Source organism: Cellulomonas humilata, assembly GCF_013359775.1.
Lineage (GTDB): Bacteria > Actinomycetota > Actinomycetes > Actinomycetales > Cellulomonadaceae > Cellulomonas > Cellulomonas humilata.
Genome location: NZ_JABMCI010000069.1, coordinates 89,588 through 110,248, shown reverse-complemented (window position 1 = coordinate 110,248; position 20,661 = coordinate 89,588). Strand labels below are relative to the sequence as shown.

Annotated in this window: 23 protein-coding genes and 1 pseudogene; 8 read left to right on the top strand and 16 right to left on the bottom strand. The window is 72.3% G+C overall.

Annotated features, from left to right (window positions below; all coding sequences use genetic code 11):
• Nucleotides 1-40: 40 nt before the first annotated feature.
• From HP550_RS16675 to HP550_RS16660, 4 genes are all read left to right on the top strand, one after another.
• Nucleotides 41-952 (top strand): carbohydrate ABC transporter permease, encoded by a 912-nt coding sequence (locus HP550_RS16675; RefSeq protein WP_175348806.1) that lies wholly within the window; start codon nt 41-43, stop codon nt 950-952.
• 10 nt (nt 953-962) lie between these two features.
• A complete protein-coding gene (locus HP550_RS16670; protein WP_175348805.1) occupies nt 963-1,865 on the top strand; it encodes a carbohydrate ABC transporter permease in 903 nt (300 codons plus the stop codon).
• Nucleotides 1,862-3,757, top strand: a complete 1,896-nt coding sequence (locus HP550_RS16665) for a glycoside hydrolase family 127 protein (RefSeq protein WP_175348804.1) — start codon at nt 1,862-1,864, stop codon at nt 3,755-3,757. The genes HP550_RS16670 and HP550_RS16665 overlap by 4 nt, the downstream gene beginning before the upstream one ends.
• An 88-nt stretch (nt 3,758-3,845) precedes the next feature.
• Nucleotides 3,846-4,796 (top strand): alcohol dehydrogenase catalytic domain-containing protein, encoded by a 951-nt coding sequence (locus HP550_RS16660; protein WP_175348803.1) that lies wholly within the window; start codon nt 3,846-3,848, stop codon nt 4,794-4,796.
• Nucleotides 4,797-4,803: 7 nt separating this feature from the next.
• Here the strand turns inward: HP550_RS16660 and HP550_RS16655 are convergent, their stop codons facing one another.
• Nucleotides 4,804-5,019 carry a hypothetical protein gene (locus HP550_RS16655; protein WP_175348802.1) on the bottom strand — a complete coding sequence of 72 codons (216 nt, stop codon included), beginning with the start codon at nt 5,017-5,019 and terminating at the stop codon, nt 4,804-4,806.
• Between the two features lie 84 nt (nt 5,020-5,103).
• The gene (locus HP550_RS16650; RefSeq protein WP_175348801.1) at nt 5,104-6,009 is read right to left on the bottom strand and encodes a LysR family transcriptional regulator; all 906 of its coding nucleotides are present in this window, start codon (nt 6,007-6,009) and stop codon (nt 5,104-5,106) included.
• Nucleotides 6,010-6,081: 72 nt separating this feature from the next.
• On the opposite strand from HP550_RS16650, the gene HP550_RS16645 reads away from it, so the two are divergent.
• Nucleotides 6,082-7,104: an EamA family transporter gene (locus HP550_RS16645; protein ID WP_425484458.1), complete on the top strand. Its 1,023-nt coding sequence runs from the start codon at nt 6,082-6,084 to the stop codon at nt 7,102-7,104.
• On the opposite strand, the pseudogene HP550_RS16640 reads toward HP550_RS16645, so the two are convergent.
• The 3 genes and pseudogenes from HP550_RS16640 to HP550_RS16630 form a co-directional block, all read right to left on the bottom strand.
• A pseudogene (locus tag HP550_RS16640) lies at nt 7,026-7,409 on the bottom strand (2-C-methyl-D-erythritol 2,4-cyclodiphosphate synthase); the annotation flags it as partial. The gene HP550_RS16645 and the pseudogene HP550_RS16640 overlap by 79 nt on opposite strands.
• 32 nt (nt 7,410-7,441) lie before the next feature.
• Nucleotides 7,442-8,188 (bottom strand): 2-C-methyl-D-erythritol 4-phosphate cytidylyltransferase, encoded by a 747-nt coding sequence (gene ispD / locus HP550_RS16635; protein WP_175348799.1) that lies wholly within the window; start codon nt 8,186-8,188, stop codon nt 7,442-7,444.
• 13 nt (nt 8,189-8,201) lie between these two features.
• Nucleotides 8,202-8,684 carry a CarD family transcriptional regulator gene (locus HP550_RS16630; protein WP_175348798.1) on the bottom strand — a complete coding sequence of 161 codons (483 nt, stop codon included), beginning with the start codon at nt 8,682-8,684 and terminating at the stop codon, nt 8,202-8,204.
• Between the two features lie 228 nt (nt 8,685-8,912).
• On the opposite strand from HP550_RS16630, the gene HP550_RS16625 reads away from it, so the two are divergent.
• On the top strand, nt 8,913-9,416 hold the full coding sequence (locus HP550_RS16625; RefSeq protein ID WP_175348797.1) for a hypothetical protein: 504 nt from the start codon (nt 8,913-8,915) through the stop codon (nt 9,414-9,416).
• 58 nt (nt 9,417-9,474) lie between these two features.
• Here HP550_RS16625 and pstB read toward each other — a convergent pair whose 3' ends face one another.
• From pstB to HP550_RS16585, 8 genes are all read right to left on the bottom strand, one after another.
• Nucleotides 9,475-10,254, bottom strand: a complete 780-nt coding sequence (pstB, locus tag HP550_RS16620) for a phosphate ABC transporter ATP-binding protein PstB (RefSeq protein WP_056085724.1) — start codon at nt 10,252-10,254, stop codon at nt 9,475-9,477.
• 11 nt (nt 10,255-10,265) lie between these two features.
• The gene (gene pstA, locus HP550_RS16615) at nt 10,266-11,216 is read right to left on the bottom strand and encodes a phosphate ABC transporter permease PstA (protein ID WP_175348796.1); all 951 of its coding nucleotides are present in this window, start codon (nt 11,214-11,216) and stop codon (nt 10,266-10,268) included.
• Complete coding sequence (gene pstC / locus HP550_RS16610) at nt 11,216-12,238, bottom strand: phosphate ABC transporter permease subunit PstC (protein WP_175348795.1); 1,023 nt, start codon at nt 12,236-12,238, stop codon at nt 11,216-11,218. The genes pstA and pstC overlap by 1 nt, the downstream gene beginning before the upstream one ends.
• Nucleotides 12,239-12,356: 118 nt before the next feature.
• Nucleotides 12,357-13,469 carry a phosphate ABC transporter substrate-binding protein PstS gene (gene pstS, locus HP550_RS16605; protein ID WP_175348794.1) on the bottom strand — a complete coding sequence of 371 codons (1,113 nt, stop codon included), beginning with the start codon at nt 13,467-13,469 and terminating at the stop codon, nt 12,357-12,359.
• A gap of 173 nt (nt 13,470-13,642) precedes the next feature.
• Nucleotides 13,643-14,365: a response regulator transcription factor gene (locus HP550_RS16600; RefSeq protein ID WP_175348793.1), complete on the bottom strand. Its 723-nt coding sequence runs from the start codon at nt 14,363-14,365 to the stop codon at nt 13,643-13,645.
• Complete coding sequence (locus tag HP550_RS16595) at nt 14,362-15,564, bottom strand: ATP-binding protein (protein WP_175348792.1); 1,203 nt, start codon at nt 15,562-15,564, stop codon at nt 14,362-14,364. The genes HP550_RS16600 and HP550_RS16595 overlap by 4 nt, the downstream gene beginning before the upstream one ends.
• 90 nt (nt 15,565-15,654) lie before the next feature.
• Complete coding sequence (locus HP550_RS16590; protein WP_175348791.1) at nt 15,655-16,137, bottom strand: DUF1269 domain-containing protein; 483 nt, start codon at nt 16,135-16,137, stop codon at nt 15,655-15,657.
• Between the two features lie 28 nt (nt 16,138-16,165).
• A complete protein-coding gene (locus HP550_RS16585; protein ID WP_175348790.1) occupies nt 16,166-16,567 on the bottom strand; it encodes a DUF7144 family membrane protein in 402 nt (133 codons plus the stop codon).
• 206 nt (nt 16,568-16,773) lie between these two features.
• Here HP550_RS16585 and phoU point away from each other — a divergent pair, with 206 nt between their 5' ends.
• Nucleotides 16,774-17,439 (top strand): phosphate signaling complex protein PhoU, encoded by a 666-nt coding sequence (gene phoU, locus HP550_RS16580; protein WP_175348789.1) that lies wholly within the window; start codon nt 16,774-16,776, stop codon nt 17,437-17,439.
• An 86-nt stretch (nt 17,440-17,525) separates the two neighbouring features.
• Nucleotides 17,526-17,930, top strand: a complete 405-nt coding sequence (locus HP550_RS16575; protein ID WP_175348788.1) for an MmcQ/YjbR family DNA-binding protein — start codon at nt 17,526-17,528, stop codon at nt 17,928-17,930.
• Nucleotides 17,931-18,011: 81 nt separating this feature from the next.
• Here HP550_RS16575 and HP550_RS16570 read toward each other — a convergent pair whose 3' ends face one another.
• From HP550_RS16570 to HP550_RS16560, 3 genes are read right to left on the bottom strand one after another with little or no spacing between them, the layout of a single operon-like run.
• Nucleotides 18,012-18,752, bottom strand: coding sequence for a phosphoglyceromutase (locus HP550_RS16570; RefSeq protein ID WP_175348787.1), 741 nt, complete (start codon nt 18,750-18,752; stop codon nt 18,012-18,014).
• 49 nt (nt 18,753-18,801) lie between these two features.
• Nucleotides 18,802-20,169 carry a glycosyltransferase gene (locus HP550_RS16565; RefSeq protein WP_175348786.1) on the bottom strand — a complete coding sequence of 456 codons (1,368 nt, stop codon included), beginning with the start codon at nt 20,167-20,169 and terminating at the stop codon, nt 18,802-18,804.
• A 36-nt stretch (nt 20,170-20,205) separates the two neighbouring features.
• Complete coding sequence (locus HP550_RS16560; protein ID WP_175348785.1) at nt 20,206-20,592, bottom strand: hypothetical protein; 387 nt, start codon at nt 20,590-20,592, stop codon at nt 20,206-20,208.
• Nucleotides 20,593-20,661 lie beyond the last annotated feature (69 nt).

The following is a 20,661-nucleotide window of genomic DNA, read 5'->3' as shown; positions in this document are numbered from 1 at the left end:
CCACCCCTCCCGCCCCTGAACCCCGCTCGAGAGGCACCCGATGACCGTCCAGACGGCCACCACCACGGCACCACCCCCCACCCGCAGACGCACGAACGGCCACCGCCTGCGCGGCTGGGCCTACGCGTCACCGACCGCGCTGTTCGTCCTCGTCCTGTTCGTGGTGCCGCTGGGCCTCGTGTTCCGGATGAGCGCGTCGGACTGGCCGCTGCTGTCGGGCGACCAGGGGATCAACTTCCCCGACAACTTCACCGCCGCGGTCGACAACCGGTTCTTCGTCGACTCCGTGGTCTTCACACTGAAGTACACGGTCCTGGCGACCGTCCTGCTGATCGCGTTCGGCCTCGGGCTGGCGCTGATGGTGCAGGAGTCGTCGCGGTGGAAGGGCCTGCTGCGGACGTCGTTCCTGGTGCCCAGCGCGCTCGGCCTGGCGTCGGCGTCGCTGCTCTTCTACGTGCTGTACTCCCCGCTGGCCGGGCCGCTGGCGCCCTTCATGGAGCGGATGGGCTGGAGCTTCCTCGGCTCGCCCGACGCGGCACTGGCCTCGACCCTGTTCCTCATCGTGTGGCGGTACGCCGGGTTCTACATGCTGCTCATGCTCGTCGGGCTCCAGTCCATCCCCGGAGACATCTACGAGGCCGCGCGCATGGACGGCGCCAACCGGTGGCACACGTTCAGCAAGATCACGATCCCGCTGCTCAAGCCCACCCTCGCGCTGACCACGATCCTGTGCGTCACGGGGTCGCTGCTGGCGTTCGAGCAGTTCTACATCCTCACCAAGGGCGGCCCGGACAACAGCACGATCACCGTGGTCCAGCTCATCTACTCGGTCGCGTTCCAGGGCCAGAACGACCTGGGCGTCGCCGCGGCGCTCTCCGTGCTCGTCCTGGCCGCGCTCGTGGTCATCAACGTCGTCCAGCTCCGCGCGTTCCGCGGCTCGGACGAGAGCTGAGAGGCCGACGATGACCATCGCCACCGTGCAGCACCACCCCGACGCGGACCTCCCGCTCAGCCAGCCGGCCCGCCGGTCGGCCCCGCCGACCACGATCGCCGGCCTGGCTCTGCGCACGCCGTTCTGGGTGTTCTCCGGCGCGCTCGCTGTGATCTTCCTGTTCCCGCTGGTCTGGACGTCGGTGGCCTCGGTGTCGCCGAAGCCGGGAACGGGTCAGGTCGACGGCTGGGGCTTCGGCAACTACGTCACGCTCGCCCACTACCAGGCCGGCATCTGGCAGTACCTCGCCAACTCCGTGATCGTCTCCGGGCTGTGCGTGATCCTCACGCTCGCCATCTCGACGCTGGGTGGCTACGCGTTCGCGCGGTTCCGGTTCCCCGGCCGCAACGCGCTGTTCATGCTCACGCTGGCCATCCTCATGGTCCCGTACGCCACCCTGCTGATCCCGCTCTACGTGCTGCTCAACACGCTCGGCCTGCAGAACTCGCTGGTGGGCGTGGCCCTCGTGCTCACCATGTTCCAGCTGCCGTTCTCCACCTTCATGATGCGCATCTCGTTCGAGTCGGTGCCGCGGGAGCTGGACGAGGCCGCGATGGTGGACGGCTGCTCGTCGTTCTCCGCGCTGTGGCGGGTGCTGCTGCCCGCGGTCCGACCCGGCCTGATCACCGTCGGGCTGTTCGCGTTCCTGGCCGCCTGGAACGACTTCTTCGCACCGCTGATCCTCATCAACGACTCCAACAAGCTGACGCTCCCGCTCGCGGTGGCCAACCTGCGCGTGCAGGTGCAGGGCGTCGTCGACTACGGCGCCACCGAGGCGGGCGTCGTCGTGCTGGCGCTGCCCTGCATCGTGCTCTTCCTCCTGCTCCAACGACACTACGTGCGCGGCTTCATGTCGGGTGCGCTCAAGGGATGACGATGACCACCACCACCACGACCGCCGCCACCCCCGTCGCCCCGTCCCGCGGCACCCTGCGCCCGCTGGGCCTGCGCGAGGTGGAGATCACGGGCGGGTTCTGGGCGCAGCGGCAGGCCGTCAACGCGACCGCGAGCCTCGGGCACATCGAGCACTGGATGGAGCGGGAGGGCTGGATCGGCAACTTCGACCGGGCGGTGGCCGGCACGCTGCCGCTGGACCGCGGCGGCCGGGAGTTCTCCGACTCGGAGGTCTACAAGCTGCTCGAGGCCATGGCGTGGGAGATCGGCCGCACCGACGACGCCGACCTGGACGGTCGCTTCCGGGCGCTCGTCGGACGCATCGGGGCCGCGCAGGAGCCCGACGGCTACCTCAACACCATGTTCGGCCGGACGGGTCAGCGCCCGCGGTACAGCGACCTGGAGTGGGGCCACGAGCTGTACTGCTACGGCCACCTGTTCCAGGCCGCGGTCGCCCGGGCGCGGACGCGTCCCGACGCGGACGACGGCCTGCTGGCGATCGCCCGCCGCGCGGCCGACCACGTGGTCGAGACGTTCGGCCCGGGCGGGATCGAGTCCGTGTGCGGGCACGCCGAGATCGAGCCGGCGCTGGCCGAGCTGGGCCGGGCCACCGGCGACCGCCGCTACGTCGAGCAGGCCGCGCTGTTCGTCGAGCGCCGCGGCACGGGGACGCTCGCGGACATCGAGCTGGGCCGCGCGTACTACCAGGACGACGTCCCGGTCCGGCAGGCGACCGTGCTGCGCGGGCACGCCGTGCGGGCCAACTACCTGGCCGCCGGGGCGGTCGACGTCGCGGTGGAGACCGACGACGGGGAGCTGCTCGCGGCGCTGACCCGGCAGTGGGAGCACACCGTGTCCCGGCGCACCTACGTGACCGGGGGCCAGGGGTCGCAGCACGAGGGCGAGGCCTTCAGCGACGACTTCGTCCTGCCCCCGGACCGCGCGTACTCCGAGACGTGCGCGGGCGTCGGGTCGGTGATGTTCTCGTGGCGGCTGCTGCTGGCGCAGGGGCTGCCGCGGTACGCCGACCTGATCGAGCGCACCCTGTTCAACGTCGTCGCCACGTCCCCGTCCCACGCCGGCACCGAGTTCTACTACACGAACACGCTGCACCAGCGGGTGCCGGGAACGGTCCCGCCGACCGACGTGGCGAGCCCGCGGGCGTCGTCGTCGCTGCGGGCGCCGTGGTTCGCCGTGTCGTGCTGCCCGCCCAATGTCGCCCGCACGCTGGCCAGCCTGGCCGCCTACGTGGCGACCACCGACGACGACGGCCTCCAGCTGCACCAGTACGCGCCGTCCCGGATCCGCACGACCCTGGCCGACGGCCGCCGCGTCGAGCTCGACGTCGAGACCGCGTACCCCCGCGACGGCGTCGTGCGGGTGACGGTCGCGACCACCGAGGACCGGCCCTGGACGCTGACCCTGCGGGTGCCCGCGTGGGCGCAGGGCGCGACGCTGGTCACGCCCGAGGGCGAGCAGCCCGCACCTGCCGGGACCGTCGCCGTCACGCGGACGTTCGCCGCGGGCGACGTGGTCGAGCTGCGCCTGCCGATGGCCCCGCGCGTCTCGAGCGCCGACCCGCGCATCGACGCGGTCCGCGGGTGCGTCGTGGTCGAGCGCGGGCCGGAGGTGCTCTGCGTCGAGTCCGTCGACCTCGGGGCCGACGTCGAGAGCGCCCGGCTCAGCCGTGTGCGGGAGGTGGACGGTCGGGTGCTGGCGACCATGGTCATCGCCGCGCACGACGACGCCGCCTGGCCGTACGGGGAACGTCCGGAGCCTGCCGGCACGACCGCCGACGTCCCCCTGATCCCGTACCACGACTGGGCGAACCGGGGACCGTCGACCATGCGGGTGTGGCTGCCCCTGGCCTGAGGCATGACGCTCACCCGAGGGGGTGATCCCACCCCTCGGGACGGCGCTGCTCTGGCCCTGGGACGCGCGTCAGGTGCAGAGTGTGCCGGTGGCACTCACCAGCAGAGCCGTCGTCGCAACTGCGTACGGCGGGCCCGACGTCCTCCGCCTGATCGACGTCGCCCCGGGCGACCCCGGTCCGGGCAACGTGCTCGTCGAGGTCCGGGCCGCGGGGGTCAACCCGACCGACTGGAAGGGCTACGCCGGCGCCTACGGGACCGACCCCGCCAAGCTGCCGATGCGGCTGGGCTACGAGGTGTCGGGCGTGGTCAGCGCGGTCGGCCCGTCGGTGCGCTGGCTGTCGCCGGGCGACGAGATCATCGCGTGGCGCGTGAGCGGCGGGTACGCGGACCAGATCATCGTGTCCGAGCTGGTCACGGTCCGCCGCCCGCCGACCCTCGACTGGCCCGCCGCCTCCGGGCTGCTGCTCGCGGGCGCCACGGCCGTGCACACCCTGAGCGCGACCGGCACCCACGACGGCGACGTGGTGCTGGTGCACGGCGGCTCCGGCGGCGTGGGCCGCATGGCCGTGCAGCTGGCGATCCTGCGCGGCGCCCAGGTGATCGCGACGGCCTCCCCGTGGCACCACGACGACCTCAAGACCCTGGGCGCGATGCCCGTCGCGTACGGCGAGGGCCTGCTGGACCGGATCCACGAGGCCGTGCGGAGCACCGGGCCGGTGACGGTGGCGATCGACGCCGTCGGCACCGACGAGGCCCTCGACACGTCGGTCGCGCTGGTCGAGGACCGGCAGCGGATCGCGACCATCGCGGGCTTCGGCCGCGCGGGCGAGCTGGGCATCAAGGCGCTCGGCGGCGGGCGGGGCGCGGACCCCGGCACCGCGGTGCGCGAGGCCGCGCGGGCGCAGCTGGTGGAGCTGGCCTCCGACGGCACCCTCGACGTCCGGGTGGCCCAGACCTATCCGCTCTCCGAGGTCGCGCAGGCGCACCGGGACGGCCAGGCGGGGCACTCGGCAGGCAAGCTCGTCCTGATCCCGTAGCGGCCGCTCAGAACGGCAGCGGCGGTGGCGTCTCGGTGATCTCGCGGCGGTGCTGGTCGTCGAGCTCCCGCAGGCCGGCGCTGGTGGCCTCGAGCACGTCGAGCGGGACACGGACCCGGATCCGGATGGCCTGGACGCCGTTGTCCCGGGTGGGCAGGTGGGAATGGTGGAGCGCTCCCACGACCGGGAGCAGCTCGGTCTTGGCGTCAGACGACTGTGTCACGCCGGGGACGGTACCCGGACAATTCGGCTGGCGCCAGCCCTGGTTCTCGGAGGCGTCACAGACCGAGAGCCGCGTGCCGCGTCGTCACGCGATATCGATCTCCGCAGCCAGCGCGCGCAGCTCCTCCAGCACCCGGCGGACCACCAGGCGCTCGGCGCGGTCCCGGCGCAGCAACGCGTCGATCCGCCGCCCCGCACGTACACCGGCCAGCGGGACGAGTCGCACGCCGCGAGCGCCGCCGAAGGTGTACCGCGGCAGCAGCGACACCCCGTGACCGGCCGCGACGAGGGCCTGGACCACGTGGAAGTCGTTCACTCGGTGCACGATCCGCGGGGCCGCTCCGGACCGGGCACCGACCGCGGCGAGCACCTCGGCGACGGGGAAGCCCTCGTGCACCGCGATCCACGGCACGTCGAGGAGGTCCTCCGGGCGGACCTCGGCGCGCTGCGCCAGCGGATGGTCCAGCGGGACCGCCACGTCGAGCGGCTCGCGCAACAGCGGCACCACCCGGACGGCCCCGCCGGCCGCCCACCCGGCGCCGTCGTCGGGCCGGTGCGCGACGACGACGTCCATCCGGTCGGTCAGGCCCAGGAAGTCGTCCTGCGCGACGTCCTGGTCGGTGAGCTCGACGGTGATCCCCTCGACCGCGGCCATCCGCGTGAGCAGCGCCGGCAGCAGCAGCAGCGCGCCGCTCTGGAACGCGGACACGCGCACCACCCCCTGCGGCCGGACCAGGAACTCGTCGCACGCGGCACGTGCCCGCTCGAGCGCCACCGCCACACCCACACCGGCCTCCGCCAGGGCCTCCCCCGCCGGCGTGAGCCGCAGACCGCGTCCGACGCGCTCGGTGAGGGGCACCCCGACCTCGCGCTGGAGCAGGGCCACCTGCTGCGACACCGCCGACGGCGTCAGGTGCAGCACCGCCGCCGCGGCCGTCACCCCGCCCTGCGTCCCGACCGTCCGGAGTGTCTCCAGCGCACGAGGATCCATGCAGCGACGCTACATCGTCACGTCAGAACTCTTCGCTGGTCCTTCACCGTCTGCTCGTCGCATGCTCGACCCATGCCCACCCGCGACCGCCTGCTCGCCGCGCTCGTCGCCCTGTGCTGGGGTCTGAACTTCCCCGCGATCCACCTCTCGCTGGAGCAGTTCCCCCCGTTCTTCCTGGTCGCGCTCCGATTCGCCCTCATCGCCGTCCCCACCCTGCTGCTGGTCCCCCGGCCCACCGCGCCGTGGCGCTGGATCGGCCTGTACGGGCTCGGGTTCGGCGTCCTCCAGTTCGTGTTCCTCTACCTGGCGATGTCGTCCGGCATGCCGACCGGTCTCGCCTCGCTGGTGCTCCAGTCCTCGGCGCCGTTCACCGTGGTGCTGGCGGGGGTCTTCCTGCGGGAGCGGATCACCGCGCGGCAGGGCGTCGGCATCCTGCTCGCCGTCGCCGGCCTGGGCGGGATCGCCTGGCACCGGGCGGGGCTCGACGGGGGCGCCGCGCTGGTCCCCGTGCTGCTCACCCTGTGCGGCGGGCTCGGCTGGGCGATCGGCAACCTCGGCAACCGTCGAGCCGTCCAGGCGCAGCCCGGAGAGCCGTTCCGGCTGATGCTCTGGATGTCGGTGGTGCCGCCACTGCCGCTGCTGGCCCTGTCGCTGGCCGTCGAAGGTCCGGCGCGGATCGCCAGGTCGTTCCAGGGGCTGGGCTCCACGCAGGGGCTGCTCGCGCTCGGCGGGCTGCTCTTCACGGTCGTCGTGGCGACGCTCGTCGGCTCCGGGTTGTGGACCGTGCTCATGGGCCGGCACCCGTCGAGCACCGTGGCGCCGTTCTCGATGCTGGTGCCCGTGGTGGGCATCGGCGCGTCCTGGCTGCTCCTGCGCGAGCGCACCTCGGTCACCGAGCTGGCCTGGGGCGCCCTCGTGATCGGCGGCGTGCTGCTGGGCAGCACCCGCCGGCGTCAGACGACCAGTGCCGTCGCGATCGCCGCGACGCCCTCGCCGCGGCCGGTGAGCCCCAGCCCGTCGGTCGTGGTGGCCGAGACGCTCACGGGCGCCCCCGCGGCCGCGGACAGCGCGGCCTCGGCCTCCGCCCGCCGCTGACCGATCTTCGGCCGGTTCCCGATCACCTGGACCGTGACGTTGCCGATGGTGAACCCCGCCTCGCGCACCCGGCGCGCGGCCTCGCCCAGCAGGACTGCTCCCGCGGCTCCCGCCCACTGCGGCTCCGACGTGCCGAAGTTCGAGCCCAGGTCCCCCAGGCCGGCGGCGGACAGCAGGGCGTCGGCGGCGGCGTGCGCGGCGACGTCCGCGTCGGAGTGCCCGGCGAGCGGTCGCTCCCCCGGCCACGCCAGCCCCGCCAGGTGCAGGACGGCGTCCGGCGCGGGGTCGGGGTCGTAGGCGTGCACGTCGACGCCGATCCCGGTGCGGGGCAGGGTGCTCACTCGGCGCTCTCCGTCGGCAGGGCGGCGATCAGCAGATCGCGCGCGGTGGTGATCTTGGCGGCTCGCTCGTCGCCCGCGACCACCCAGACGGGCTCGCCGAGCCGCTCGACCAGGCCGGCGTCGTCCGAGGCGGCCAGGGCCTCGTCGTGGGCGTGCGCGGCCCCGGCGGAGTGCGCGCGCAGCAGCAGCTCACGCGTGAACCCCTGCGGCGTCTGGACGGCGCGCAGCTCGGCACGCGGGACCGTCTCGAGCACGGGTTCGACGTGCACGCCCCGGTGAGGCGCGACGCGCTTGATGGTGTCGGTGACCGGCAGGCCCGGGACCACGGCGGGGTGTCCCTCGCGGACCGCCTCGACCACGCGCGCGACCAGGGACGGCGGCGCCAGCGGGCGTGCGGCGTCGTGCACGAGCACGACGTCGACGCCCTCGGCGCGCGGGTCCGCCACCAGCGCGGCCAGCCCGGCGGCGACGGAGGCCTGCCGGGTGGCCCCGCCGGCGACGACGAGCAGCGCCACCTGGTCGGACAAGGGTGCCAGCTCGCGCTCGATGGCGGCGAGGTGGAACGCGGGCGCGGTGACCACCAGCACCCGGACGCGATCGTCGCCCGCCGCGCGCGCTGCCAGCAGGTTGCGGGCGGCGTGCACGACGAGCGACTGACCTCCCAGAGGCACCAGTGCCTTCGGGAGGGAATGACCGAGCCTGCTGCCGCTCCCGGCGGCAGTCAGGACAGCAGCGACGCTCACCTGGCGGAGGGCGTCAGGACGCGAGGACCTCGTCGAGGATCGCTTCGGCCTTCTCCTCTTCGGTGTGCTCCGCGAGTGCGAGCTCCGAGACGAGGATCTGGCGGGCCTTGGCGAGCATGCGCTTCTCGCCCGCAGACAGGCCGCGGTCGGCGTCCCGGCGCGAGAGGTCGCGCACGACCTCCGCCACCTTGATGACGTCGCCCGACGCGAGCTTCTCGAGGTTCGCCTTGTAGCGACGGGACCAGTTGGTCGGCTCTTCGGTGTAGGGCGCCCGGAGGACCTCGAACACCTTGTCGAGACCTTCCTGCCCCACGACGTCGCGCACGCCCACCAGATCGACGTTCTCCGCCGGGACCTCGATGGTGAGATCTCCTTGAGCGACCTTCAGCTTGAGGTACAGCTTCTCCTCGCCGCGGATGGTCCTGCTCTTGATCTCTTCGATCAATGCCGCACCGTGGTGCGGATAGACAACGGTCTCCCCAACAGTGAAAGTCATCTGCAGGTGTCCCCTTTCGCAGAGGGGTATCTTACCACGCCGTTTTTGGCATTTTGCCGCGTGATTACCGGCATCCGCGCAGGTCAACCGCCCATCGCGACGGACGCCGTGCGAGGCTCCGTCCGGTGCCCCGCAGGCCGGGCGGACCCCCGTGCGGCGGCTAGGCTTGCCTCCGGACGGACACACCCGCCGATCAGCCCGCAGCGCCCGACGCCCCGAGGAGTCATCGTGACCTCGCCCCGCCCCCGCACCCTGCGGGCAACCGCCCTCGCCGCCGGTCTCGCTGTCGCGGGGCTCGTGCTCGCCGGGTGCTCCGCGACCAACCCGATGACCACCGAGGACCAGTACTCGGCGTCCGACGGCGTCCGCGTCACGCTCGGTGACGTCCGTGCGTCCAACCTCCTGGTGCTCTCCGCGGCCGAGGGAGACGTCGGGAGCCTGCAGGGCGGGCTGGTCAACGAGAGCAGCGAGGACCGCACGGTCACGCTCGCCGTCGGCGACGAGCAGACGACCGTCGAGCTCGGCCCGAAGGAGACTGTCCTCCTGGGCGCGGGCCGCGCGCAGGAGGAGGGGTTCGCCGAGGTGACGTTCCCCGCCATCGAGGTCCCCCCGGGCGGCCTCCTGCCGATCACCGTGTCCACGCCCGAGGCCGGCTCGGTCGACGTGCAGGTGCCCGTGCTCGACGGCACCCTCCCGGAGTACGCCTCCGCGGTGCCCACCGCGTCCAGCTGATCAGACGACAGAAGGGGCCGTCGGCGAACCGGCGGCCCCTTCTGCATGCACCTGCGACTCAGCCGAAGCGGCCCGAGATGTAGTCCTCGGTGGCCTGCACGCGCGGCGAGGAGAAGATCGTCGACGTCTCGTCGATCTCCACCAGCCGACCCGGCTCGCCCGTCGCGGCGAGGTTGAAGAACGCGGTCCGGTCCGAGACGCGGGCGGCCTGCTGCATGTTGTGCGTGACGATCACGATCGTGTAGTCGGACTTCAGCTCCGCGATGAGGTCCTCGATCGCGAGCGTGGAGATCGGGTCCAGGGCCGAGCACGGCTCGTCCATGAGGAGCACCTGCGGCTTGACCGCGATCGCCCGGGCGATGCAGAGGCGCTGCTGCTGGCCCCCCGACAGCCCGGAGCCGGGCCGGTTCAGGCGGTCCTTGACCTCGTTCCACAGGTTCGCGTGGCGCAGCGACTGCTCCACCACGTCGTCCGCGTCGCTCTTGGAGATCCGCTTGTTGTTCAGCTTGATGCCGGCCAGCACGTTCTCCGCGATCGACATCGTCGGGAACGGGTTGGGGCGCTGGAACACCATGCCCACCTGGCGCCGGACCGCGACCGGGTCGATGTCGGACCCGTACAGGTCCACGCCGTCCATCGCGACGCTGCCCTGCACGTGCGCGCCGGGGATGACCTCGTGCATGCGGTTCAGCGTGCGCAGGAAGGTCGACTTCCCGCAGCCGGACGGGCCGATGAACGCGGTGACCGAGCGAGGCTCGACCGACATCTCCACGTCGGCCACGGCCTTGAACTCGCCGTAGAAGATGTTCAGGTCCTTGACGTCGATGCGCTGTGCCATGGAAGTGTCTTTCAGCCGAGGTTCTTGGGGGCGAAGAAGCGGGTGATGAGGCGGCCGACCAGGTTGAGCAGCATGACGATGAGGATCAGCGTCAGCGCTGCGGCCCAGGCCCGGTCGTAGTTGATGGTCGCGATGCAGTCGGTGGCGCCGGGGGTGCAGGGCACCAGACCCTGCGAGTACTGCCGGTACACGTAGACCGGGAGCGTCATCATCCGGCCCTCGAACAGGTTGAAGTTGATCGAGTCGATGACGCCGACGGTGATGAGCAGCGGTGCGGTCTCGCCGATGATGCGCGCGATAGCGAGCGTGATCCCGGTGCCGATCCCCGCGATCGAGGTGCGCAGGACCACCTTGATGACGACGAGCCATCGGGGCACGCCGAGGGCCAGAGCGGCCTCGCGCAGCTCGTTGGGCACCAGCCGCAGCATCTCCTCGCAGGAGCGCACGACCACCGGGATCATCAGCACGCTCAGGGCCACCGCGCCGACGATGCCCATGCGGACGCCAGGACCGAGGACCACGGCGAACAGCGCATAGGCGAACAGGCCGGCCACGATCGACGGGATGCCCGTCATCACGTCGACGAAGAAGGTGACCGACCTCGCGAGCGAGCCGCGGCCGTACTCCACCAGGTAGATGGCGGTGAGCAGGCCGATGGGCACGGAGATGACGGTCGCAGCCAGCGTGATCTCAAGGGTGCCGATGATGGCGTGGTAGATCCCCCCGGCGTCCATGCCGCCGAACACACCGCGCATCGAGTGCGTGAGGAAGTAGGCGTTGAAGCGCTCGATGCCGTTCACCAGCACGGTCCAGGAGACCGAGATCAGCGGCAGCATCGCCAGCGCGAAGGCGGCGTAGATGAGCCCCTTCATCAGGCGATCCCGGCGGTGCCGGCCCTTGTCGACCTGGTGCAGGAGCGCACGGAGCTCGGCGTTGCCCTCGGGGAGGGTCGTGGCGCTCATCAGTTGGCTCCCGAGAAGTCCTTGCGGCGCGCGACGATCGCGCGGGCGGCCATGTTGACGACGAGCGTGATGACGAATAGGGCGAGGCCCGTCGCGATCAGCGCCGAGACGCCCAGGGGGTTGGCCTCGGGGAACTGCGCGGCGATGTTGGCCGCGATCGTCTGCTGCTGCCCTGCCTCGAGCAGCTTGAACGAGTACAGGAAGCCGGGCGACAGGATCATGAGGACCGCCATCGTCTCGCCCAGCGCGCGGCCGAGCCCGAGCATCGCAGCGGACACGATGCCCGAGCGCGCGAACGGCAGGACCGCGACCCTGATCATCTCCCAGCGCGTGGCGCCGAGGGCGAGGGCCGCCTCCTCGTGCAGGCGCGGGGTCTGCAGGAACACCTCGCGGCTCACGGCCGTGATGATCGGCAGGATCATCACGGCGAGGACCAGGCCCACGGTCATGAGCACGCGGGCGGTCGGCGACACGGTTCCGGCGAAGAACGGGATGAAGCCGAGGTATTCGTTCAGCCATGCCCAGATCGGCTTCACCATCGGCGCGAGCACCAGGCCGCCCCAGAGGCCGTAGACCACCGACGGGATGGCCGCCAGCAGATCGACGAGGTAGCCGAGGCCCGACGCCAGCCGGCGCGGCGCGTAGTGCGAGGTGAACAGCGCGATACCCAGCGCGATCGGTGTCGCGATGACCAGGGCGAGGGCCGCAGCGAGGATCGTGCCGAAGATCAACGGCCCCACGAAGTCGAGGAGCGAGGTCGCCTCGCCCATCCACGAGACCTCCTCGGTCAGCTCGGCCGCCGGGGTGGTCAGTGCCGGCAACGCGCGCAGGACCAGGAAGGCGGCGACCGCGACGAGCAGGACGAGGATGAGGGCACCGGCCCCCGTCGCCGTCCACCGGAACAGCCGGCTCGCGCCCTTGTCGGCCACACGCGTGCGAGGGCGGCGGCCCGGGCGCGGGGACTCGACGTCCTTGGTCGGGCGCACACCGTCCTGCGTCGGCGGGCTCTGGGTGCTGGTCACTTCTCTCCTGCTGCTCGTGGTGGGTGGTGCGCCGCCGGCGGCGGGCCCGTCCTCCCCCCGAGGCGGGCCCGCCACCGGCGGGGTGGTGGGGGCGTCTCCGCCCCCACCGGATCGGACGTCAGGCGGCTGCGGTGATCGCGTCGATCGCGGCCTGCACGTCCGCGCGCAGCGCGTCCGAGATGGGCGCGGAGCCCGCGGCCTCCTCCGACGCACCCTGACCATCGGCGCTCGCGATGTAGCTCAGGAAGCCCTTGACCAGGTCAGCGGTCTCCTGGTCGGGGTACTGCAGGCACGCGAGGCTGTAGGACACGAGGACCAGCGGGTAGGCGCCCGCGGCCGTCGTCTGACGGTCGATCTCGACGACGATGTCGTGCTCCGCACGCTCCTCGTCACGAGGGGAGGCGTCCACGGCTGCGGCGGCGGCCTCACCGGACGGTGCGACGAACTCCTCGCCGACCTTCAGGCTCACCTTGCCGAGCGTACCGGCGGCCGAGTTGTCCGCGTACGTGATGGTGCCCGTGCCACCCTGGACCGTCTGGATGACGCCGGAGGTGCCCTGAGCGGACTCGCCACCGGGGATGGGCCAGTTGCCGTCGGCCTCGTACGGCCACGCGCCCTCGGACGCAGCAGCCAGGTAGTCGGTGAAGTTCTCCGTGGTACCCGACTCGTCCGAGCGGTGCACGGGCGTGATGGGCTGGGCCGGCAGCGTCGCGTCGGGGTTGTCGGCCGCGATCTCCGGTGCGTCCCACGAGGTGATCTTGCCGTCGAAGATCCCGGCGATCGTGGCGGCCGACATGTTGAGCTCGGTCACACCCTCGAGGTTGAACACGACGGCGATCGGGCTGACGTACAGGGGCAGGTCGACGGCCTCGGTGGTGCAGACCTCCTTCGCCGCCTCGAGCTCCTCCGGCTTCAGGGCGGAGTCGGACCCCGCGTACTGGACCGAGCCGTCGAGGAACTGCGTGCGACCGCCGCCGGAGCCGACGGGGTCGTAGTTGATGTTGACGTCGGGGTTGGCGCTCTGGAAGCCGGCACGCCAGGCGTCCATGGCCTTCTCCTGCGACGTGGCGCCGGCGCCGTTCAGGTCACCGCTGAGCTCCGAGGTCTGCGCGGGGGCGTCCGTGGTGTCGCCGGACCCGGTCGGGTCGTCCGATCCGCAGGCCGCGAGGGAGAGGGCGAGGGCGCCCGTGAGGGCGATCGCGCCGATCCGGCCGTGGAGGGAGAGCTTCACTGTGTTCCGTCCTGTCGATCAGGTGCGCACCGATGTGTGCGCGGCGATGCTGACCGTAGGAAGCCGACGTGACCAGGTGGGCGGCTGCGGGTGAACCCCAGGTGAACGATGGCGGTACAGCACGACGCCCCGCGCACCGGGTCGGTGGGCGGGGCGTCGGCTCGCGCAGGGTGCTACTCGTCGTCGGTGAGCTTGTAGCCCAGGCCCCGGACGGTGAGCAGGAGCGTCGGGTTGCCGGGGTCGACCTCGATCTTGGCCCGGACGCGCTTCACGTGGACGTCGAGCGTCTTGGTGTCGCCGACGTAGTCCGAGCCCCAGATCCGGTCGATCAGCTGCCCGCGGGTGAGCACGCGGCCGGCGTTGCGCAGCAGCAGCTCGAGCAGCTCGAACTCCTTGAGCGGGAACGCGACGATCTCGTCGCGCACCAGGACGGTGTGCCGCTCGACGTCCATCCGGACCGGGCCGGCGACCAGGAGCTGGTCGTCGTCGGGATCGTCGGCGAGGACCCCGGGGCCGCCCGCCGCGACGACCGCGACCTCCCGGCGGCGCAGCACGGCCCGGACGCGGGCCAGCAGCTCGCGCGACGAGTACGGCTTGGTGACGTAGTCGTCGGCACCCAGCTCCAGGCCGACCACCTTGTCGATCTCGTCGTCCTTGGCCGTGAGCATGATGACCGGCACGTCGCTGACCAGGCGCAGTCGGCGGCACACCTCGGTGCCGGGCAGGCCCGGGAGCATGAGGTCGAGGAGCACCAGGTCGGCGCCGAACTCGTCGAACCGCGCGAGCGCCTCGGGCCCGGTCGCGGCGGTGACGACGTCGAACCCCTCGCGCTCCAGCTGGTACGTCAGCGGGTCCCGGTAGGACTCCTCGTCCTCGACCAGCAGGATCCGGGTCATGACGCGCTCCGGCGCACGGGTGCTCCTAGGTTCTCGACGGCCGGCATCGGGGTGACGCTGCCGGTCCGCTCCTCCTCCGCGCGGGGCAGGCGCAACGTGAACGTCGACCCCCGGCCCGGCTGCGACCACACCGTGACGTCCCCGCCGTGGTCGGCCGCGACGTGCTTGACGATCGACAGGCCCAGCCCGGTGCCGCCGGTGTCCCGCGAGCGCGCGGGGTCCACCCGGTAGAACCGTTCGAACACCCGCTCCTGCTCGGCCGGGGTGATGCCGATGCCCTCGTCGACCACCGCGATCTCCACCAGGTCGCCGTCCGTGCGCACCCCCACGCCCACGTGCGACGCCTCGCCGGAGTACGCCACGGCGTTGTCCAGCAGGTTGCGCACCGCGGTGACCAGCAGGTCGCGCTGGCCGAGCACCCGCGTGCCCTGCTCCCCGCCGATGTCGAGGCGCACCTTCTTGGACTCGGCGGTGGTGCGTGCGCGGTCGACGGCCTCGGCCACGACCGTGTCCACGTCGACCAGGCCCACCTGCCCGAGCGCGCCGGCCACCTGGAGCCGCGACAGCTCGATGATCTCGTGCACCAGCGCGGACAGCCGGGTGGCCTCCGCCTGCATGCGACCGGCGAACCGGCGCACGGCCTCCGGGTCGTCGGCGGCGTCCTGCACCGTCTCCGCGAGGAGCGCGAGGGCGCCGACGGGGGTCTTGAGCTCGTGGGAGACGTTCACCACGAAGTCGCGTCGGATGGCCTCGAGCCGCCGCGCCTGCGTCAGGTCCTCCGCCAGCACCACCAGGTGCTCGGCACTGACCTGCGCGACGCGCACCTGCACGAGCAGCACCCCGGGTCCGACGGGTCCGCGGGGCACCTCCAGCACCTCGTCGCGGATCACCCCGTCGCGGCGCACCTGCGCGATCAGGTCCCGGATCGCGGCCGGGGCGATGCGCCCGTCGCGCACGATGCCCAGCGCGTGGGCCGGCGCGCTGGCTCGCACCACGTTGTCGGCGTCGTCGAGAACCACCGCCGCGGAGCGCAGGACCGCGAGCATGCGGACGAGACCGTCGTCGAGCGTGGGCTCGGGCTGCGCCGGCACTCCGCGCTGCGACCGCTCGCTGAAGCGGAACGCCAGGGTCGCCCAGACCCCCGTCAGCAGCCCGAGGCCGCCGGCGAGGAGGAGCATCAGCCCGTCGATCCCGTTCACGACCCCCACCCTAGGTCGCGCTCAGCAGTGCGACACGCCGATGGCGGCACGCGCGGCCCGCTCGCCGTCAAGCGTTCACTGCCAGTTCACTCAGCCGAAGGTCTCCAGCAGCAGCGACCGCTCGGCGTCCGTGAGGTTGGTGGCCACGAGCGTGCTGTGCAGGCCGTGGAACCGCTCACCCAGACGGTCCATGTCCGCGTTCTCCGTCACCGCGCACAGCAGCGAGGTGCCCTCCGTGATCTGCGCGCGGATGCTCTCCAGCTGGGCGTCGTCGATGCCCACCGCGGAGACCGCCTTGCTGATGCCTCCCGCGGCGGCCCCGACCGCAGCGCCGAGGAGCGGCACGAAGAACAGGCCACCGAACAGCAGCCCCCAGAACGCGCCCCACCCGGTGCCGCGGAGCTTGTCGTCGTGGGAGTGGTGCATCGAGGGCTTCGCCTCGCCCTGGGGCCAGCTGATCACCGCGTGGTCGACGATCCGCACCAGACCGTCGCCCTGCGCTGCCTTGAGTGCGTCGACGGCCTTGGCGGCCCCGTCGGCGGTGTCGAACTTCCAGGCGGTGAACGTCGTCATCGTCGTTGCCTCTCGTGTCGGACGGACTTCAGCGGTTCGCGCGCGCGACCTCGTCACCGTGCACCGTCAGCGCCCACAGGATGACGAGGTCCAGGGCGATGGCGACGAGCGACCACCACGGGGTGACCGGCAGCGACACGAACTGCGCGAGCAGGTTGAGGATCACCAGCACGATCGCCGTGACGCGCGCCCAGCCGCTGCCGGAGAAGAGCGCGAACCCGACGAGCAGCAGCAGGGCGCCCAGGACCAGGTGCACCCAGCCCCACGTCGAGACGTCCACGACGGCGATCCCGTCCGGCGTCCAGGAGACGACCGTCTTCGGCGAGAACACCGCCACGGCCCCCGCGATGAGGGTGAAGAGCCCTGAGACGAGGATCGCGAACGCCGCGAACCACACCCAGCCGACCCACGCCGTCACCCGCTGCGCCATCTGTCGTCCCTCCGTCGTTCCCGTCGAGGCCCCTCCGCCATGCTGGCCCAGATGGAGGTGCCGCTGCCTCACCCGATTCGCATGACGTGCTGGGGCGTGTGCACAACGGCCGTCGTCCGTTCACCTGGACGCGCCCGTCCGTTCACCTGCCGATGTCAGCCTGTCGCTGCGCGCGGCACCTGCCGTCGCGGCACGAGAGGGAGCACATGCGGGACATCTTCGACGCCGAGCTGCACCAGCTGGGCGAGGACCTGGCGGCGATGAGCGGCCGGGTCGAGCAGGCCATCACCAACGCCGGGATCGCGCTGCTCACGGCCGACCTGGCGCTCGCGGAGTCCGTGATCGCCGACGACCTGGCCATCGACGCGATCGAGCGCGACCTCGACGAGCGCTGTGTCCTGCTGCTCGCGCAGCAGCAGCCCGTCGCCACCGACCTCCGGATCGTCGTCTCCGCACTGCGCATGAGCGCGTCGCTGGAGCGCATGGGCGACCTGGCCCGGCACATTGCGCAGGTGGCGCGCGGCCGGTACCCCCGGCACGCGGTACCGCAGGCGCTGTCCGGCACGTTCGCGGAGATGCATGACGCCGCGGTGCGCGTGGCCCGGCGCACCACCACGCTGCTGAACAGCCGCGAGATCCAGCTGGCGGAGAGCATCGAGCAGGACGACGACCTCCTCGACGAGCTGCACGAGGACACCTTCGCGGCGCTGCTGGGCGGCTCCTGGGCCGGCACGACGCAGGAGACCGTCGACGTCACGCTGCTGGGCCGGTACTACGAGCGGTTCGGCGACCACGGCGTCTCGGTCGCCCGCCGCGTGACCTACCTGGTGACGGGCGTCGGCCGCCCGGAGCTGGACCGCACCGCCGGCTGACCTCGGCTCAGGCCGACGCCGAGAACGGCCGCTCCCCGTGGGGAGCGGCCGTTCTCTCGTTCCGCGCGCGTCGGTAGCGTGGCCGCATGGCGGAGCGGGTGCTCGGGTGGGGTGACGACGACGTCGCCGTCGCCCGCGAGCGGCTCGGCGGCGTCGTCGCGCAGCTGCCCGAGACCTCGGCGGAGGTCGACGTGTACGGCAACACCGGGTTCTTCACGCGCGGCAGTCGGTTCGCCTGGATCCTGCCCGACCACCACGCCGACGGCAGGCTCGCCCTGTGGTGCAAGGCCGACCGGCACGAGCAGCAGGCGATCGTCGCGCGCGATCCCGTGCGGTACTTCGTCGCCCCCTACATGGGCCGGTTCGGCTGGGTCGCCGCGCACCTGGACGCCGCGCACGACCCCGACTGGGACGCCCTCGCGGAGCTGATCGAGAAGGCCTGGCGGGCCTCGGCGACGAAGTCGGCGATCGCGAGCTTCGACGCGCGCTGACTTCTGGGAGAACGCAGCAACGTCCGCACTCGAACGGGGTGGAACCCTGTCGAGTGCGGACGTTGATGGGTGGGCCGAGAGTCAGCGGCCCTGGTTGGCCACGGCCTTGATGGCCTCCGCGGCGGCCTCCGGGTCGAGGTACGTGCCGCCCGGGTTGGTGGGCTTCAGCGTCTCCTCGTCGAGCGTGTAGAGCAGCGGGATGCCGGTGGGGATGTTGATGCCGGCGATCGTGCTGCTGTCGACGTCATCCAGGTGCTTGACCAGCGCGCGGATCGAGTTGCCGTGGGCCGCGACCAGCACGGTCTTGCGGGCCTTCAGGTCCGGGACGATGTCCGACTCCCAGTACGGCAGCGCGCGCACGAGCACCTGCTCGAGCGCCTCGGCGCGCGGGATCGGCTCGCCGGCGTAGCGCGGGTCGGCATCCTGGGAGAACTCCGAGCCCAGCGCGATGTCCGGCGGCGGGAAGTCGTACGACCGGCGCCAGAGCATGAACTGCTCCTCGCCGTACTCCTCGAGCGTCTGCTTCTTGTCCTTGCCCTGCAGGGCGCCGTAGTGCCGCTCGTTCAGGCGCCAGGAGCGCTTGACGGGGATCCAGTGGCGGTCGGCGGCGTCGAGGGCCAGGTTGGCCGTGGTGATGGCCCGGCGCAGCAGCGACGTGTGCACGACGTCGGGCAGCACGCCCGCGTCGGTGAGCAGCGTCCCGCCCCGGACGGCCTCCGCGGTGCCCTTCTCGGACAGCGGCACGTCGACCCAGCCGGTGAACAGGTTCTTCGCATTCCACTCGCTCTCGCCGTGGCGGAGCAGCACGAGGGTGTAGGTCATGGGGCCATCCTGCCGCAGGCGCCCCGAGGCGGCCTGGGACGTCCGACCCTCAGACGCGGGACGCCCGGACCTCGCCGGCCACGGCGTAGACCTTGAGCATCTGGTCCGCGGTGGTGTCCCAGCCGAACCGCTCGGCCACCCGGCGAGCGCCGACCGCGTACCGAGCGCGGTCCTCGGTGGAGCGCAGCACGTCGGAGATCACGTCGGCCCAGACTGCCGGGTCGTGCCCGCGGACCAGCCGGCCGGACACGTCGTGGTCGACGATCGTGCGCAGCCCACCGACGCACGCGGCGATGACAGGGACGCCGCTGGCCTGGGCCTCGGCGGCCACGAGCCCGAACGACTCGCTGCGCGACGGCATCGCGACCACGTCGGCCGCGTGGTACCAGCGCGCCAGGGTGTCCCGGTCGGCGGGCGGGTGCACGACCACGTCGTCGGCCACGCCCGTCATGGCGGCGAGCGCCTGGAGCTCGCGCACCGCGCTGGACCGGCCGGAGGGCCCCCCGAGGATGACGAGCAGCGGGACCGGTCGTCCGGTCTCCCGCAGCACGCCCAGCGCGCTGACCAGCACGTCCGGGGCCTTCAGCGCCTGCACGCGCCCGGCGAACAGGACGATCTGGCGGTCGGCCGGCAGGCCCAGGGCGCGGCGGGCCGACGCCTGGTCGCCGGGTACGAACCGGTCCAGGTCCACCCCGGGCTCGACGACGTGCACGCGGTCGGGGTCGGCGCCGTACAGCTCGACCAGCTCCTCGGCCTCGACCGGCGTGCTGGCCACCAGCGCGTCCGCCTCGGCCGCGAGCTGCTCCTCGCCGACCACCCGTGCGGTCGGCTCCGGGGTGTCGCCGGGCGCCAGCGACGCGTTCTTCACGCGGGCGAGCGTGTGCGCGGTGTGCACCAGCGGCACCTCCCAGCGGTCCGCCGCGATCTGCCCGACCTGGCCGGACAGCCAGTAGTGGGAGTGCACGACGTCGTACCAGCCGGGTGTGCGGGCGGCCTCCCAGCGCAGGACGCCGGCGGCCATGCCGCAGAGCACGCCGGGGAGGTCGTTCTTGTCCAGCTGCTCGAACGGCCCGGCCGGCACGTGGTGCACGAGGATCGGGGGCGTCACGCCGGGGCCGACCTCGTCGGCGAGCAGGACGGTGCGGGCGGCGTCACCGACGAGGGGATACCCGAGTGCGTCGGCGCCCGGAAGCAGCACCGTCTCGGCCTGGTCCGAGGAGGTCGCGCGCGTGAAGATCTCGACGCGCGCACCCCGGGCGGCCAGTGCGCGCGACAGCTCGAGCACATAGACGTTCATCCCGCCCGCGTCGCCCGTACCGGGCTGGTCGAGCGGAGAGGTGTGCACCGAGAGCATGGCGACGCGCGGGCTGTGCTCGAGGGTCACGGGCGCTCCTGTGGGCGGACGGGTGTGCCCCATTCTCACGCACTCGACCGACGCCCGCGCGACCGCGGACTACGGCCGGGCAGTGACCTCCGCCGCATGCGCGCCGGAGGAGCGACGCGAGCCGAGCTTCGAGCGCAGGGCGCTGAGCCCGCTCGGCAGCTTGTAGTCGCCGCGGATGGGGAAGATGTTCCCGTCCGGGAGGAAGCCCCCGGCCGTCGACGGGTAGAACGCGAGCTCCGGCCACATCGTGACGATCTCCTTGAGCCGGGCACCCCGCGCGAACGCGGCCGCCAGCTGCGGGTCGTTGCCGGTGTAGGTCAACGAGAAGTCGTGGTCCTGCACGACGGTCTCGCCGGTGGGCACCTCACCGCGGCGGGCGGTCCAGCCCCACGGGCTGGGCGGTTCCTGGTGGTTCCGGTCCGGACCGACCCGGTAGATGTCGAAGCCGTTGCGCATCGCGGGACCTCCTCGTTCGTCGTCGACGAGGAGGGATCGACAGGTAGCGGCAGGGGCTGAAGGACTTTG

Bases quoted from the DNA above. Each gene is read 5' to 3' on its own strand.
- HP550_RS16585 (WP_175348790.1), bottom strand. From the start codon at position 16,567: ATGGCGCAGCGGGTGACGGCGTGGGTCGGCTGGGTGTGGTTCGCGGCG.
- HP550_RS16645 (WP_425484458.1), top strand. From the start codon at position 6,082: ATGCCCACCCGCGACCGCCTGCTCGCCGCGCTCGTCGCCCTGTGCTGG.
- pstB (WP_056085724.1), bottom strand. From the start codon at position 10,254: ATGGCACAGCGCATCGACGTCAAGGACCTGAACATCTTCTACGGCGAG.
- HP550_RS16560 (WP_175348785.1), bottom strand. From the start codon at position 20,592: ATGCGCAACGGCTTCGACATCTACCGGGTCGGTCCGGACCGGAACCAC.
- pstA (WP_175348796.1), bottom strand. From the start codon at position 11,216: ATGAGCGCCACGACCCTCCCCGAGGGCAACGCCGAGCTCCGTGCGCTC.
- phoU (WP_175348789.1), top strand. From the start codon at position 16,774: ATGCGGGACATCTTCGACGCCGAGCTGCACCAGCTGGGCGAGGACCTG.
- HP550_RS16570 (WP_175348787.1), bottom strand. From the start codon at position 18,752: ATGACCTACACCCTCGTGCTGCTCCGCCACGGCGAGAGCGAGTGGAAT.
- HP550_RS16675 (WP_175348806.1), top strand. From the start codon at position 41: ATGACCGTCCAGACGGCCACCACCACGGCACCACCCCCCACCCGCAGA.
- HP550_RS16670 (WP_175348805.1), top strand. From the start codon at position 963: ATGACCATCGCCACCGTGCAGCACCACCCCGACGCGGACCTCCCGCTC.
- HP550_RS16650 (WP_175348801.1), bottom strand. From the start codon at position 6,009: ATGGATCCTCGTGCGCTGGAGACACTCCGGACGGTCGGGACGCAGGGC.
- HP550_RS16590 (WP_175348791.1), bottom strand. From the start codon at position 16,137: ATGACGACGTTCACCGCCTGGAAGTTCGACACCGCCGACGGGGCCGCC.
- HP550_RS16630 (WP_175348798.1), bottom strand. From the start codon at position 8,684: ATGACTTTCACTGTTGGGGAGACCGTTGTCTATCCGCACCACGGTGCG.
- HP550_RS16600 (WP_175348793.1), bottom strand. From the start codon at position 14,365: ATGACCCGGATCCTGCTGGTCGAGGACGAGGAGTCCTACCGGGACCCG.
- HP550_RS16565 (WP_175348786.1), bottom strand. From the start codon at position 20,169: ATGGGGCACACCCGTCCGCCCACAGGAGCGCCCGTGACCCTCGAGCAC.
- HP550_RS16665 (WP_175348804.1), top strand. From the start codon at position 1,862: ATGACGATGACCACCACCACCACGACCGCCGCCACCCCCGTCGCCCCG.
- HP550_RS16575 (WP_175348788.1), top strand. From the start codon at position 17,526: ATGGCGGAGCGGGTGCTCGGGTGGGGTGACGACGACGTCGCCGTCGCC.